This is a genomic window from Actinoplanes aureus (assembly GCF_015704865.1).
Classification (GTDB): Bacteria; Actinomycetota; Actinomycetes; order Mycobacteriales; family Micromonosporaceae; genus Actinoplanes; species Actinoplanes aureus.
The window spans coordinates 543,481-557,135 of record NZ_JADQTO010000001.1; the positions used below are offsets into that span (position 1 = coordinate 543,481).

The following is a 13,655-nucleotide window of genomic DNA, read 5'->3' on the forward strand; positions in this document are numbered from 1 at the left end:
CTCAGCCGGTCCGCGTGGCGAGCGCCAGGAAACGGTCCGGGACGTCCTCGTAGCTGCGCAGCTCCCAGCCCGACCCGGCGAGCAGCGGACCCAGCCGTTCCTCACTGAGCGGCTCTCCCGGACGCAGCGTGCGCCCGTGCCGGGCCGCGAGCTCCGCCCGGCCGGTCGGGTGGAAGATCGCCAGCGTGCCGCCGGGACGGGTCACCCGGGCCAGCTCGGCCAGGCCGGCGACCGGATCGGGCAGGTGGTGCACCAGACCGGCCGCGAAGATCACGTCGGCGGCCGCGTCGGCGACCGGGAGCCGGCGCGCGTCGGCGAGGATCAGCGACGCGTCGTCGTCCCGCCCGGCCTTGCGGGCCGCGAGCAGCATGTCCGGGGTGAAGTCCAGGCCGAGCACCCGCCCGGTGGGCCCGGCCGCGTCGGCGAGGGCGGGCAGGGCCCGGCCGGTGCCGCAGCCGATGTCGAGCGCGACCTGCCCGGGGCCGACGCCGGCGAGACGCACGGCCTCCCGGTAACGAGGCATGTCGTCGCCGAACTTCGCGTCCCAGTCGCCGGCGCGCGCGGCGAAGAAGGCCCGGCTCTCCGACAGATACCACCGGTCGGGATCGGCCAGGTCAGGATGGATCTGCCGGATCACCGGCCACTCCGGGTCCCGGTGGTCGATCACCACCTGGGCACGGCGCTCGCCGTCGCCCTCGGCGAACCGGTGGCGCGGGCCACCGCGAAGAAAGACCAGGATCCGATCGGTGGCCGGCTCCAGCACGTTGAGCGCCGAGTCCGAAACGGTGCCGCCCGGGCCGGTCAGGCCGAGAACGGCGTCCACGTTCCAGGCCCGGGCCGTGGACGGGAAGGCCGCGGCGAGGCGGGCGGCGAACGCCGCCGCGGCACCGGGATCGCCGCCGTCGACGATCACGGTGAGCGGGGCACGCGGCGCCAGCACCTCGGCGAGCAGTGCGGTGACTTCGGCGATGCGTTCCGGCACGCCCACCAGCATGACTGTGTACGTGTGACCTGCGCAACGCCCCGAGCGCGGAGCACTTTGTGCCACTTTGTCAGGGCCGGGTGGAGTGGATCGGGCCGGGCGGGCACAGTGGGACGATGAGACTGGCCGGAGCCGTGGTCGCCGCCGCACTGGTGCTCGCCGGATGCGCGGGCCCCTCCGCCAGCGGCGACGGCACCGGGAGCGACCCGGGGAGCGGTGCGCCGGCCGGCGTCCCGGAGGGCGTCCAGCAGGTCCGGGTGCTGGCCGACGAGTCGCTGCGCCCCGCCTTCGACCAGATCGAGGTGCTGTTCGAGCAGCAGAACCCGAGCGTCGATGTCGTCCTCGCGTACGGTGAAGGCATCGACCTGGCCCGGCAGATCGCCGGCGGCGAACCTGCCCACGTCTTCGCCTCCGATGATCCCTCCGCGCTGGCCACGGTGGGCGCCGCGGAGGTCTTCGCCGGTGGCCGGCTCGGCGTGGCCGCACTCGATCCGGCCGGCGCGCCGTTCGTCACCTTCGTCAACGAGGGCGACGCCCAGCGCGTGCTCACCGACACCGGTATTCTCCGGCCGTGACCGGCATCCCCGAGCTCGCCGACTTCCGCGCGGCCGTCGCCCGGATGTATCTCGAGGCCACCGACCTGGGCGACTTCCGCAAGCGCCGCGACGACCTGTTCGCCACCCACCCGCAGTCTCCGATCCCGGCCGCGGAGCGGTCCGCTTTCACCGGCCTGCGGTACTTCCCGGCCGACGACTCGACGGTGGTCGAGGCACGGCTGCGCCCGTCACCCGGCTCGCTCGACGTCGACACCGGCGGCCCGGACGGGGTGATCCACTACACGAGCGCCGGTGTGCTGGAGACGCCCTACGGCGAGCTCTCGCTCTGGTGGATCGCCGCCTACGGCGGCGGCCTGTTCCTGCCGGTCCGCGACGCCACCTGCGGCGACACCACCTATGGCGGCGGCCGCTACCTCACCGACACCGTGAAGGGTACGCACGGACGCGGCGTCATCTGGCTCGGCGGCGACCGCTTCCGGCTCGACTTCAACTACCTGTACAACCCGAGCTGCGCCTATGACCCGGAGTGGGCTTGCCCGCTCGCACCCCCGTCGAACCGGGTGGCGGCGCCGATCCGCGCCGGCGAGCAGTCCTACCGGTAGACCGCGCGTCAGCGGGCAGCGGCCCGATCAGACCACGACTGCCGGGTAGCCAAATTCGTGGCGCCACCATCCAAAACGGTGCGATGCACCGCCCGCGCCAATGGCGCGCCCCACCGCGACCGGGGACCGCCGTAAGCGGCCACCGGCCCGCCGACCGGGCAAAGGACGCAGACCGCATCGGTAGCCGTGCCCGTCGCGGTCAAACCGAGTTCGGCGAGCGCCTGCGCCTTGGCCTCGGTAGCCGTCGCCACCGCGTTGATCAGAGCGGCCTCGCTCAGCCGCTGCGGCACACCGATCACGATGTTGATCGTGCCCGGCCGGTGCCCGAAGCCGACCGCGTCGGGATCGGCGGCGAGGATCGGCGCGCCCAGGCCGACCGTGGTGTAGACCTTGACGCCGTCATCGGTCGCGGTCACCACGTCGGCCACGTCGACGCCGGTCAGCAGGCCGATACCGGGGCCGGTGAGGCCCAGGCCGGCGGCGAGTTCGGCCAGGTGGGTGTCCGGGTCGGGGCGGGCGTACGACATGGCGACGCTCGCGTTGATCAGCCACTCGCGAGGGCCGATACCGCCGCCGAGCACCGCGCTGGAGACCGCGAGCAGCGGCTCGGGGAAGCGCCAGAGCAGCAACGGTACGTCGTGGCCGCCCTCCCTGCGGTGGGTCAGTGACGGTTCAGCGAACATGTCGGTCACTTCCATTCCGGCGCCAGAATGCCCCAGATCTCAGTGTCACGGCGCACTCCCTGCCAGGGGTACGACTCCCGTTTCTGCCCTTCACGTGTCATACCGAGCCGGCGGGCGACGTTCGAGCTGGCCACGTTGTTCGGGTCGCAGAGCCATTCGACCCGGTGCATGCCGCGGGTGTGGAACGCCCAGTCGATGAGCACCCGGACCGCCTTGGTGATCAGACCCCGCCCGGTCCCGGCCGGCTCCAGCCAGCAGCCGACCTCGCAGTTGCCGGCGGCGGTGTCGAACGCGACGAACATCGTGCCCCCGACCAGCGTGCCGTCGAGCCAGATGCCGTAGAGGCGCCCGGTGTCGGCGGCGGTCCGGTCGGCGTACCTCTGAAGGGTTGCCCTGGCGCTCGCCAGGTCGGTGCTCAGGCCGGCCCACGGAATCCACGGATCGACGGTCGCGCGGGCCCGGTCCATGTGTGCCAGGAACTCCTCGGCCTGCCACGGCTCGAGGGGCCGCAGCTCGGCGCCGTCGCCAAGATCGATAGAGAACATCAGGGCAGCCTAGCGACGCCAGGGTATTAAGACCGTACCTGGCACCGGACGAATCGGGCACGATGGGAGCATGAGCGAGCACACCGACGAGATCACGCGAGCGCTGGTGCAGGCGGCCGACGCCGCCCGGTACGCGCCGTCGATCCACAACACCCAGCCGTGGCGCTGGGTGGTCCGGGCCGGCCGGCTGGAGCTGTTCGGGGTCGTCGAGCGGCAGCTGCGGGAACAGGACCCGTCCGGGCGGATGCTGCTGCTGAGCTGTGGCACCGCCCTGCATCACGCCCAGGTCGCGCTCAGCGCCGAGGGCTGGCGCCACGAGGTGCGGCGGCCCGCCGGCGAACCGCTCGCGACGGTCCGGCCGATCGAGCGGGAGGCCGTTCATCCCGAGGCGACCCGGCACTTCCAGATGCTCCAGGTGCGGCGCACCGACCGGCGTACGGTCACCGACGACCAGATTCCCGAGGAGACCCTGCGGCACCTGATCAAGGCAACCGAGGAGGGCGGCGCGTGGCTGCACGTGCTCCGCCGGGACCAGGTCATCGAGCTGGCGGCGGCGGTGGACCAGTCGCAGCAGGCGCAGGACACCGACGAGCGGATCAGCCAGGAGCGGGCCGAGTGGGTGGGCGGGGATCGGCCCGAGGGCACCGGCATCCCGGCTTCGGCGCTGCCCGAGGAGGTGCCGCTCACCACGGTCGCGGAGCGTGACTTCCAGAGCCGGGGGACGCTGCCGGCGGGCGCCGGCCACGACCAGGCGGCGACGTACGCGGTTCTTTACGGTACGGGCGACGACGCGGTCGACTGGCTGCGCGGCGGCGAGGCGCTGAGCCGGTTGTGGCTGGCCGCGACCGAGCAGGCGGTGAGCCTGCTGCCCCTGAGCGGCCCGGTCGAGATCCCGTCCACCCGGCAGACGCTGCGCGGCATGCTGGCCGGCACCGGCTACCCGTTCCTGGCGGTCCGGCTCGGCACGCTCGACCCGGCCCACTCCGCCCCGCCGAAGACGCCCCGCCTCCCCGCCGGCCAGGTCATCGAGGTGCACTCGGAAGCGGGCCGCATCGCGCACGGCGGCGCCGAGGACGCCGAAACAGGCGAGGCGAAGCCGTAGGCGCGAGGCCGGCAGCTCAATGCCGATCGCCCTCCGGGCCGTAGGCGGCGAGGAAGCGGTCGCGGAAAGTGTCCATCCGCCAGTTCGGCGCGGCCGGGTCCGGCTTGAGGCCGTCGGTCCAGCCCCAGGGCGCGATCCGGTCGAGGACCTTCGGGTCCTTCGCGACGATGGTGATCGGCACGTCGCGGGTGGCGTTCGGCCCGACCACGACCGGGGCCGGCTGATGGTCGCCGAGGAAGACCAGGACGGTGTCGTCGTCGGCGTACTTCTCCAGGTAGGAGAGGAGCGAGTCGATCGAGTAGGCGACCGACCGGGCGTACTCGGTCTTGATCCGGGCGTTGTCCTTCCACACGCTCTGGGTCGGCTCGGCCGCCGCCACCATCGGGCCGTAGACGCTGCCGTCACCGATCTTGTCCCAGTCGAGCATGGTCGGCACCGGCGCCCACGGGGTGTGGCTGGAGGTCAGCGTGATCTCGGCGAGCAGCGGGCCGCGCTTGGCCTTGGCGTACTCGAGTTTCTGGAAGGCGGACATCACGTACTGGTCGGGCATGGTGGACCAGCTGAAGGCGGGACCGTTGTAGCCCAGGGTGTGCGAGTCGTAGATCTGGTCGTACCCGTAGAACTCGCCCTCCGGCCAGGCGAAGGTGATCCCCGGCTCGACGCCCACCGTACGATGCCCGGCGTTCTTGAAGGCCTTGGTGAGGGTGAGCCGGTCGGTCGAGACCAGGCTGCGGTATCGCTGCTCGTTGTCGATCCACAGCCCGGAGAGGAACGTGGCGTGCGCGAGCCAGCTGCCGCCGCCCGCGGTGGACGAGGTGAGCCATCCGCTGCGGGATCCGAAGCCGGCTTTCGTCAGCCGGTCGCCACTGTTCGCCAGCACACGAAGGACTTCGCCGTTGAACCGCGGGTTCTCCAGCGCGTCCCGGCCGTAGCTCTCCACGAACGAGATGATCACGTCGTGGTTCTTGAGGGCGGTGAGGGTCTGGTCGCCGGGCCGGTCCCGGTACGCGTCGACGGTGACCTCCTCGGCGAACCGCTTGCGGTCACGTAGATCGTTCGGCAGCGCGAGGGCGGTGTGCGCGGCCAGGTCCGCCGCGGTGTGCGAGGCGACCGGGATGCCACCGATCAGCTGGGTGCCCATCGCGAACAGGGCCGCCCACGCGACACCCACCGCGCCGAGGCCCCGCCAGGCCCCGGCGCGGTGGGCGGTCAGGACGCCGCTCAGCCGCAGGACCGCCCAGGTCATTCCGGCGATCAGGGCGGCGGCGAGGAGGACCGCACCAGTCGCGATGCCGATCGCGGCGGCCCGGCCCATCGAGTCGACCATGAAGTTGAAGCCGTCGTCGAAGAGTCCCCAGTCCAGCACCGGGTCGAACCGGCGGGCCAGGACGGCGAAGAAGCCGATGTCCACGAGCTTCACCACGGTGAGCGCACCGAGCAGCACACCGAGGCCGGCGGCGAACGGTCGCCGGGCCCGCCGCGGCAGTAGAAGCAGCAGGATCCCCAGCACGAACGCCTCCACCGGGACGCGCAGGAGTGCGGTGTGCACTGAATTTCCGGGCGGCAGCCGGAAGATCTGGTCCGGCACGATCAGTGCCAGAAACACCAGGACCGCGGCGAATCCCGTGGCCAGGTGCCGGAGGACCCGGCGATACGACTTCTTCTCACTCACGCTCTGTTCATACGCCTCGTTGGGCCATCCGGTTCGACGGGGGTAATTCAGTGGATGAGTGAGCGCTCGCTCATTAGAGTGGCTTCCCATGGAAGAGAGACGCAGACGCGTCCCGGCCCTGGCGCCGGAGGAACGGCGGGCCGCCCTCATCGCGGCGACCATCCCGCTGCTGCACGAGCACGGCCTGGACGTGAGCACCCGCCAGATCGCCCACGCGGCCGGCGTGGCCGAGGGCACGATCTTCGGCGTCTTCGAGAGCAAGAGCCAGTTGGTGGTCTGCTCGGTGGTGCAAGCACTCGACCCGCGACCGACACTCGACGCCCTCGCCGCCATCGACCGCGGGGCCCATCTGCGGGTCCGGGTGGCGGCGGCGGCCGAGCTGGTGCACGCCCGGTTCATCGAGAACGCGCATCTGATGAGCGAGGCCCGCAAGCTGATCTTCGACAACCGGCCGGATCCGGAGGCACAGGCCCGGATGGCGGCCTCCCGGGAGCAGTTGCAGGCGGCGATCGTCGAGGTGTTCGCGCCGGACGCGGCCCGGCTGCGGGTCTCCCCCGAGAAGGCGGCCCGGTTGCTGCTGCTGCACTGCGGCGCCAACGCCTTCGGGCCGTTCGCCGAGCCCGGCACCTTCAGCGGCGAGGACCTGGCGTCCCTGCTGCTCGACGGCATCTACATCAGGGAGACGGAGCCGACGTGCTGATCAAACTGCTTCGCGTGCACCTGCGGCCGTACCGGACGGCGATCGTCCTGGTGGTGCTGTTCCAGTTCCTGCAGACGCTCGCGACGCTCTACCTGCCGGCGCTCAACGCCGACATCATCGACAACGGCGTGGTCAAGGGCGACACCGGCTATGTGATGCGGGTCGGCGCCGGCATGCTCGGCGTCACCGTGCTCCAGATCGCCGCGCAGGCCGTGGCGGTGTATTTCGGCGCCCGGACCGCCATGGCGGTCGGCCGCGACCTGCGTGCCTCGATCTTCGAGCGGGTGCAGACCTTCTCGGCGCGTGAGGTCGGGCAGTTCGGGGCGCCGTCCCTGATCACCCGGACGACGAACGATGTGCAGCAGATCCAGATGCTGGTGCTGCTCACCTTCACGCTCATGGTGTCGGCGCCGATCATGTGCGTCGGCGGCGTCGTGCTGGCCCTGCGCGAGGACGTGCCGCTCTCCTCGCTGCTGCTGGTCATCGTGCCGGTGCTGATCGGTGTGGTGGGCCTGATCATCGCGCGGATGCGGCCGCTGTTCCGGCTCATGCAGGACCGTCTCGACCGGGTCAACCAGGTGATGCGCGAGCAGATCACCGGCATCCGCGTGATCCGCGCCTTCGTGCGCGACGATCACGAGCGCGATCGGTACGGCGTGGCCAACGACGACCTGACCGACGTGTCGCTGCGAGTCGGCCGGATCATGGCGCTGATGTTCCCGACCGTGATGCTGATCGTGAACATCTCCAGCGTCGCGGTGGTCTGGTTCGGCGGCCACCGGATCGACTCCGGCGGCATGCAGGTCGGCGAGCTGACCGCGTTCATCAGCTACCTCATGCAGATCCTCATGTCGATCATGATGGCGACGTTCATGTTCATGATGATTCCCCGCGCCGAGGTCTGTGCCGAGCGGATCAAAGAGGTGGTGGACACCGAGACCAGCGTGACGCCGCCTGCGGCGCCGATCACCACGCTGGCGCGCCACGGCGAGCTGGAGCTGCGCGACGTCGACTTCCGCTATCCAGGTGCCGAGGCCGCAGTGCTTTCGGGGGTACGGGTGAGAGCGCGCCCCGGTGAGGTCACAGCGATCATCGGCTCCACCGGTAGCGGGAAGACCACCCTGCTCAACCTGATACCCCGGCTCTTCGACGCGACCAGCGGCACGGTCCTGGTCGACGGCGTCGACGTCCGCGAGCTGGATCCGGATCTGCTCGCCCGCACGGTCGGCCTGGTGCCGCAGCGGCCGTACCTGTTCACCGGAACGATCGCCTCCAACCTGCGCTACGGCAACCCGGACGCCACCGACGAGGAGCTCTGGCAGGCCCTGGAGATCGCGCAGGCGAGGGACTTCGTCGAGCGGATGGAGGGACAGCTGGACGCACCGATCGCGCAGGGCGGCACGAACGTCTCCGGCGGCCAGCGACAGCGACTCGCCATCGCCCGGACGCTTGTCCACCGGCCGGAGATCTACCTCTTCGACGACTCGTTCTCGGCGCTCGACTACGCCACCGACGCCGCGCTGCGTGCCGCTCTCACCGAGCACCTCACCGCGGACGGCGGCCAGGAGGCGACCGTCGTGATCGTGGCACAGCGGGTCAGCACGATCCGCGACGCCGACCGGATCATCGTGCTGGACGACGGCAAGGTGGTCGGCACCGGCACGCACGACGAGCTCATGGAGACCGACCCGACGTACCGCGAGATCGTTCTCTCGCAGCTCACAGCAGAAGAGGCGGTTACCCGATGACTGCTCCGAACCGGCCGCCCCGGCCCATGGGTGGCCCGCCGGCCGCCCGGATGATGATGGCGGGCGGACCGCCGGAGAAACTCAAGGATTTCAAGGGTTCCACGAAACGCCTCCTCGGCCTGCTGAAACCGCAGCGCGCCCTGGTCGGCGCGGTACTGCTCTTCGGTATCGCCAGCGTGACCCTGTCGGTGACCGGGCCGTACCTGCTCGGCAAGGCCACCGACGTGATCTTCAACGGCGTGATCGGCAGGATGCTGAGCGGAGACGTCACCAAGGACGAGGCGATCGCCGGGCTGCGCGCCCGCGGCGACGACGGCCTCGCCGACGTGCTCGCCGGGTCGGACGCCATTCCCGGCCAGGGCATCGACTTCACCCGGCTGGCGCACGTCCTCGCCTGGGTGGCGTTGATCTACCTGTTCGCCTGGGTGTTCGGCGTGCTCCAGGGCCGGATCACCGCCCGGGTCGTGCAGACCGCCGTCCTCGACCTGCGCAACCAGGTCGAGTCGAAGCTGGCCCGGCTGCCGCTCTCCTACTTCGACCAGCAGCCGCGCGGCGAGGTGCTGAGCCGGGCCACCAACGACACCGACAACATCGCGCAGACCCTCCAGCAGACGTTCGCGCAGCTGGTCACGGCCCTGCTGATGATCGTCGGCGTACTCGGTGTGATGTTCTGGATCTCCCCGCTGCTCGCGCTGATCGCGCTGGTCACCGTGCCGGTGTCGATCTGGCTGACCACAGTGATCGGCAAGCGGTCCCAGCCGCAGTTCGTCGCCCAGTGGAAGACCACCGGCCAGCTGAACGGCCACATCGAGGAGATGTTCACCGGCCACGCGCTGGTCAAGGTCTTCGGGCGGCAGCGGGAGGCAGCGGACACCTTCCGCGAGCACAACGACAAGCTGTACGCGTCCAGCTTCCGGGCCCAGTTCATCTCCGGCCTGATCCAGCCGGCCATGATGTTCATCTCGAACGTCAACTACGTGCTGGTGGCGGTGGTCGGCGGACTGCGGGTGGCCTCCGGGACGCTGACGCTCGGCGAGGTGCAGGCGTTCATCCAGTACTCGCGGCAGTTCAGCCAACCGCTCACCCAGGTGGCCAGCATGGCCAACCTGGTGCAGTCCGGTGTGGCCTCGGCCGAGCGGGTGTTCGCCCTGCTGGACGCGCCGGAGCAGTCACCGGACCCGGCTCCGGTCTCGATGCCGCCGGTGCGTGGCCGCATCGAGTTCGAGAACGTGTCGTTCCGCTACACGCCGGACAAGCCGCTGATCGAGGACCTGTCGCTCAGCGTCCAGCCCGGGCAGACGGTCGCGATCGTCGGCCCGACCGGTGCGGGTAAGACGACGCTGGTCAACCTGCTGATGCGGTTCTACGACGTGACCGGTGGGCGGATCACCCTGGACGGGGTGGACATCGCCACCATGCCGCGGGAGCAACTGCGCGAGGAGATCGGCATGGTGTTGCAGGACACCTGGCTGTTCGGCGGGACCATCGCGGAGAACCTCGCCTATGGAGCTGACGATTTCGATCGTGCCGCGGTCCTTCGCGCCGCCGAGGCCGCTCACGTGGACGGATTCGTGCGAACCCTCCCGGAGGGCTACGACACGAAGATCGATGAAGAGGGATCGAACGTCAGCGCGGGACAGAAGCAGCTGATCACGATCGCGCGGGCGTTCCTCGCCGAGCCGAGCATCCTGATCCTGGACGAGGCGACCAGCTCGGTGGACACGCGTACCGAGGTGCTGATCCAGCGGGCGATGGGCAACCTGCGCACCGGGCGGACCAGCTTCGTCATCGCGCACCGGCTCTCCACCATCCGCGACGCCGACGTGATCCTGGTGATGGAGAACGGCTCGATCGTCGAACAGGGCACCCACGACTCGCTGATCGCGGCGGACGGGGCGTACGCCCGCCTCTATTCGGCGCAGTTCGCGCAGGCTGTCGCCGAAGTGGACTGAGAAGGGGGCGGCCGGCGGGCCGCCCCCGTCTGCGTCGTGGTGGTACCGAGTTTATGGTGACCCGCTGCCCGGCGGGCCAGCCACTGGCCACGATGCCCGTGGTGGTGTTGCCACCCACCATGGCCCGCAGCGTCAGAGCCTTCTTGCTGGCGATGGTCACCGACTTGGCCCAGGAGCCGGTGGTGCCGGTCTTGCCGGTGTAGACGGTCTTCCAGGCGCCGCTGACGAAGCTCTGCACCGTGACCGCCGCGCCGGCCGCCTTCGGGTTACCGGTGACCGTGACGGCCATCCGGCCCTTGCTCGGCGAGGTGACGACCAGGCTCGGGTTCTGCTTGACCCGGACGGTGATCTCTTCCGACCAGGCGTCGCCGGCCATCGTCGTGAACGTGTAGCCCTGCCCGATCCAGTGCGCGACCGAGTAGTTGCCGGACGCGTCGCTCTTGGCGGTCTTGAGCTTGACGCCCTTGGCCGTCGAGCCGAGCGCCTGACCCCACAGCTCGACGTTGCTGCTCGGGGCTGCCTTGCCGGTGATGGTGACCACGTTGCCGCCGGTCAGCGTGGTGGCCGAGGCCCTGATGGTCGGCGCGACCGGCTCCTCGCCGGGCTCCTCACCGGGCTCCTCGCCAGGCTCTTCGCCGGGCCCACCGGGTGTGGGCGTGGTGCCACCGTCGCTGAGCGCGATGGTGATCGAGCCACCGCTGACCGTGCCGGTGCCACCGAAGCCGGTGCCGCCGACGCCGATCGACTCGGCCGGCTCGGCCTCGGTGTCGTCGGTGATCCGCACGCTGCCGATCGGGACCTCGGTGCCGTCGGCGGTGTCCCCGTCGATCTGCACCGCGAACGACGACGGCGCGAAGTCGTTGTTGTCCGCCGCCCGGTTGCCGTTCGCCGCGAAGCCGCCGAGGGTCACGTTGAGCAGAGTCTGGTCCTCCGCCACGTTCTTGACCGTGCCGGTCAGCGCGACGACGTCACCCTCCTTGGCCTGCACCGAGTTGACCGAGAGGACCGGCGCGTCGTCGTCGTTGGTGATGGTGAGGACGGCGGTCGTCGCCGCGCCGGTGGCGTGCGTCTCGGTGGTTCCGAGGGCGACGTTGTACTTCACCGTCTCATCGGCTTCGTAGACCTCGTCGCCGTTGACCAGCAGCAGGATGTAGGAAGACGTCTCGCCGGCGAGGATGGTGCCGCCCACACTGCCGATCTCGTCGAAGTCGTCCGAGCCCGCCCCAACCCCGGCCGCTGTGGCGGTCCCGGCCGCCGGTGACGGCGTCGGGACAGCAGTCCAGTCGACGTCCTCCGAGCTGGGGTTGGAGAGCTTCACCTCGAACAGCGCGGCCGAGGGGCCGTCGCCCTCCGGCGCCGAGATGGCGCTGCGGGTGACGCTGAAGGTCGGCTTGTCGTCGTCGTCGGTGATGGTGATGAGGTTGTCGCCGAGCGACTTACCGGCCTGCAACCGGTTCACGTTGACGTCGGTGAGGGAGATGGTGAACGTCTCCGAGGCACCCTCGTCCACGTTGTCACCCAGCACGTCGACGGTGAAGGTCTTCTCCAGCTCGCCCGGCTTGAAGACGAGGTCGCGCGACGCGTGCGCGGCGACGGCGGTGAAGTCCTCGGCCGCGGTAGCCGTTCCGGCGCCCTCGGCGACGGCGTAGCGGATCGTCTGCTCCTGCCCGGAGGCCTTGGTCAACCGGACGGTGAAGGTGCGCGACTTGGTCGCGGTGGGACCGCCCTCGGTGACCGCGGTGGGCACGAGCTCCACCTGCGGGCCGGCCACGGTGCCGCTGTCCGAGATGGAACCGTTCCGCCGCACCGTCGCGTGCAGCGTGGCGTTCAGCGGGTTGGAGAGCAGGACGGAAAGCTCTTCCGTCGCCTCGTCCGCGCTGTCGGTGAGGGTGGTGACGGAGACCGGGGCCGACGGGGTGGTCTGCCCGGCGGCGAAGGTGACCGTGCCGTTGGTGACCGCCGTGTAGTCCGAGCCGGCGGTCGCGGCACCGTTGCTGCCGGACGGCGTCGCCGTCGCGGTGTTCCAGGTGGCGGTGACCGCCTTCTCCGAACCGTGGTCGAGAGTCACCGGGAAGACCAGGCTTCCGCCCTCGGTGGCCGCCGACGAGGGAGTGGCGATGCTCATGACCGGAACCGTGTCGTCGTCCAGGATGTTGACCTTGACCGATGCGGTTCCCGTGACGTTGGTGCCGGTCAAGGACTTGACCCAGAAGCTCTGGATCTCATCCTCGTCCAGCGTGTCGGCGCTGATCGGGATGGTCGCCGTGCCGGTGGTCGTGCCGGTGATGGAGATGGCGGTGCTGGTGGCGGTGTAGTCCTGACCCGCCTTGGCCGTGTCGTCCTCGGTGTAGATCGGGATGTTGACGGTTTCGGCCGGCGTCGCGGAGAGGGTCGCGGTGATGGTCGCGGTGCCCGCCGCCTCATTGATCGTCGAGGACGACGCGCTCAGGATGACGGTCGGGTTGTCGTCGTCGACAATCGTGCCGGCGACCACATTCGCGGCGGCAGTGGTGACCACACCGGAACCGGTGAGAGTCACGTTGAAGGTCTCGTTGGCCTCGTCGACGGAGTCACCGACGGTCGATACCGAGATCGTCCGGGTCTGTGCGGTGGTCGCACTGGTGGCCGGGAACGTCACGGTCCCGGCGGTTACGGACGTGTAGTCGGTGGTGCCGGTCGCCGACCCCCCGCCGGTCGACCAGCTGAGCGTCACCTCACCCAGCGCCGTCCCACCGGTGTTCACCCGAGTGATCGTGAAGATGACGGCCTGGCCCTCAGTGGCGGTCGCAGCCGCGATGGTGACGTCGCCGTCAGCGGCCATGGCCGGAGACGAGACGAGCACGACGGGCACCAGGCCGACGATGCCGGCGGCGACGGTGGACAGAATCCTCCGGATGGACTTCCTGCCACGCAGCGCGAACGGAACCGAGCCGCTCTTGGCCGCATGGGCTTCTTGATAGCGCATGTGTTTCTTTCTCCTTCGGCGGCTGGGCTACCTCCGTTCGGGGAGGCCCCTAGCTTTGCGTCCCCGCCTCGCAGCGGGTTTGCCTGTTCGGGTACCGCGCCTACAGGGCGCTCTTGCACCGGGTAAGAACCGGGTTGAGCAGCGCAA

Annotated in this window: 10 protein-coding genes, 1 pseudogene and 1 riboswitch; of the genes and pseudogenes, 6 read left to right on the forward strand and 5 right to left on the reverse strand. The window is 70.2% G+C overall.

All coding sequences use genetic code 11. The features are described from left to right. Position 1: 1 nt before the first annotated feature. Positions 2-994: a class I SAM-dependent methyltransferase gene (locus I4J89_RS02425; protein ID WP_230858180.1), complete on the reverse strand. Its 993-nt coding sequence runs from the start codon at positions 992-994 to the stop codon at positions 2-4. Positions 995-1,098: 104 nt separating this feature from the next. On the opposite strand from I4J89_RS02425, the gene I4J89_RS02430 reads away from it, so the two are divergent. Both I4J89_RS02430 and I4J89_RS02435 read left to right on the forward strand, forming a co-directional pair. After that, positions 1,099-1,557: a molybdate ABC transporter substrate-binding protein gene (locus tag I4J89_RS02430; protein WP_196412115.1), complete on the forward strand. Its 459-nt coding sequence runs from the start codon at positions 1,099-1,101 to the stop codon at positions 1,555-1,557. 44 nt (positions 1,558-1,601) lie between these two features. Then, entirely contained in the window at positions 1,602-2,141 is a 540-nt protein-coding gene (locus tag I4J89_RS02435) for a DUF1684 domain-containing protein (RefSeq protein WP_196412240.1), read from the forward strand. Positions 2,142-2,149: 8 nt separating this feature from the next. On the opposite strand, the gene I4J89_RS02440 is transcribed toward I4J89_RS02435, so the two are convergent. Continuing rightward, a complete protein-coding gene (locus I4J89_RS02440; protein ID WP_196412116.1) occupies positions 2,150-2,824 on the reverse strand; it encodes an adenosylcobinamide amidohydrolase in 675 nt (224 codons plus the stop codon). Between the two features lie 5 nt (positions 2,825-2,829). Further along, positions 2,830-3,369, reverse strand: a complete 540-nt coding sequence (locus I4J89_RS02445; RefSeq protein ID WP_196412117.1) for a GNAT family N-acetyltransferase — start codon at positions 3,367-3,369, stop codon at positions 2,830-2,832. Positions 3,370-3,439: 70 nt separating this feature from the next. On the opposite strand from I4J89_RS02445, the gene I4J89_RS02450 reads away from it, so the two are divergent. Further along, on the forward strand, positions 3,440-4,471 hold the full coding sequence (locus I4J89_RS02450) for an Acg family FMN-binding oxidoreductase (RefSeq protein WP_196412118.1): 1,032 nt from the start codon (positions 3,440-3,442) through the stop codon (positions 4,469-4,471). Between the two features lie 16 nt (positions 4,472-4,487). Here the strand turns inward: I4J89_RS02450 and I4J89_RS02455 are convergent, their stop codons facing one another. Next, a complete protein-coding gene (locus I4J89_RS02455) occupies positions 4,488-6,143 on the reverse strand; it encodes a sulfatase-like hydrolase/transferase (protein WP_196412119.1) in 1,656 nt (551 codons plus the stop codon). Between the two features lie 88 nt (positions 6,144-6,231). Between I4J89_RS02455 and I4J89_RS02460 the strand changes: the two genes are divergently transcribed. The 3 genes from I4J89_RS02460 to I4J89_RS49200 are packed head-to-tail and all read left to right on the forward strand — an operon-like array spanning position 6,232 to position 10,543. Next, positions 6,232-6,843 (forward strand): TetR/AcrR family transcriptional regulator, encoded by a 612-nt coding sequence (locus I4J89_RS02460; protein WP_196412120.1) that lies wholly within the window; start codon positions 6,232-6,234, stop codon positions 6,841-6,843. Beyond that, a complete protein-coding gene (locus I4J89_RS02465) occupies positions 6,837-8,591 on the forward strand; it encodes an ABC transporter ATP-binding protein (RefSeq protein WP_196412121.1) in 1,755 nt (584 codons plus the stop codon). Before I4J89_RS02460 ends, I4J89_RS02465 begins: the two co-directional genes overlap by 7 nt. Then, positions 8,588-10,543 (forward strand): ABC transporter ATP-binding protein, encoded by a 1,956-nt coding sequence (locus I4J89_RS49200; RefSeq protein ID WP_304519220.1) that lies wholly within the window; start codon positions 8,588-8,590, stop codon positions 10,541-10,543. Before I4J89_RS02465 ends, I4J89_RS49200 begins: the two co-directional genes overlap by 4 nt. A gap of 1,408 nt (positions 10,544-11,951) precedes the next feature. On the opposite strand, the pseudogene I4J89_RS49205 reads toward I4J89_RS49200, so the two are convergent. Next, positions 11,952-13,508 (reverse strand): annotated as a pseudogene (locus I4J89_RS49205) (Calx-beta domain-containing protein); the annotation flags it as partial. A 14-nt stretch (positions 13,509-13,522) separates the two neighbouring features. Then, a riboswitch (cyclic di-GMP riboswitch) is annotated at positions 13,523-13,602 on the reverse strand. Between the last annotated feature and the right edge of the window lie 53 nt (positions 13,603-13,655).

Excerpts from the sequence above, each read along its gene's own strand:
- I4J89_RS02425 (WP_230858180.1), bottom strand. The coding sequence starts at position 994 with ATGCTGGTGGGCGTGCCGGAACGCATCGCCGAAGTCACCGCACTGCTC.
- I4J89_RS02430 (WP_196412115.1), top strand. The coding sequence starts at position 1,099 with ATGAGACTGGCCGGAGCCGTGGTCGCCGCCGCACTGGTGCTCGCCGGA.
- I4J89_RS02435 (WP_196412240.1), top strand. The coding sequence starts at position 1,602 with ATGTATCTCGAGGCCACCGACCTGGGCGACTTCCGCAAGCGCCGCGAC.
- I4J89_RS02440 (WP_196412116.1), bottom strand. The coding sequence starts at position 2,824 with ATGTTCGCTGAACCGTCACTGACCCACCGCAGGGAGGGCGGCCACGAC.
- I4J89_RS02445 (WP_196412117.1), bottom strand. The coding sequence starts at position 3,369 with ATGTTCTCTATCGATCTTGGCGACGGCGCCGAGCTGCGGCCCCTCGAG.
- I4J89_RS02450 (WP_196412118.1), top strand. The coding sequence starts at position 3,440 with ATGAGCGAGCACACCGACGAGATCACGCGAGCGCTGGTGCAGGCGGCC.
- I4J89_RS02460 (WP_196412120.1), top strand. The coding sequence starts at position 6,232 with ATGGAAGAGAGACGCAGACGCGTCCCGGCCCTGGCGCCGGAGGAACGG.
- I4J89_RS49200 (WP_304519220.1), top strand. The coding sequence starts at position 8,588 with ATGACTGCTCCGAACCGGCCGCCCCGGCCCATGGGTGGCCCGCCGGCC.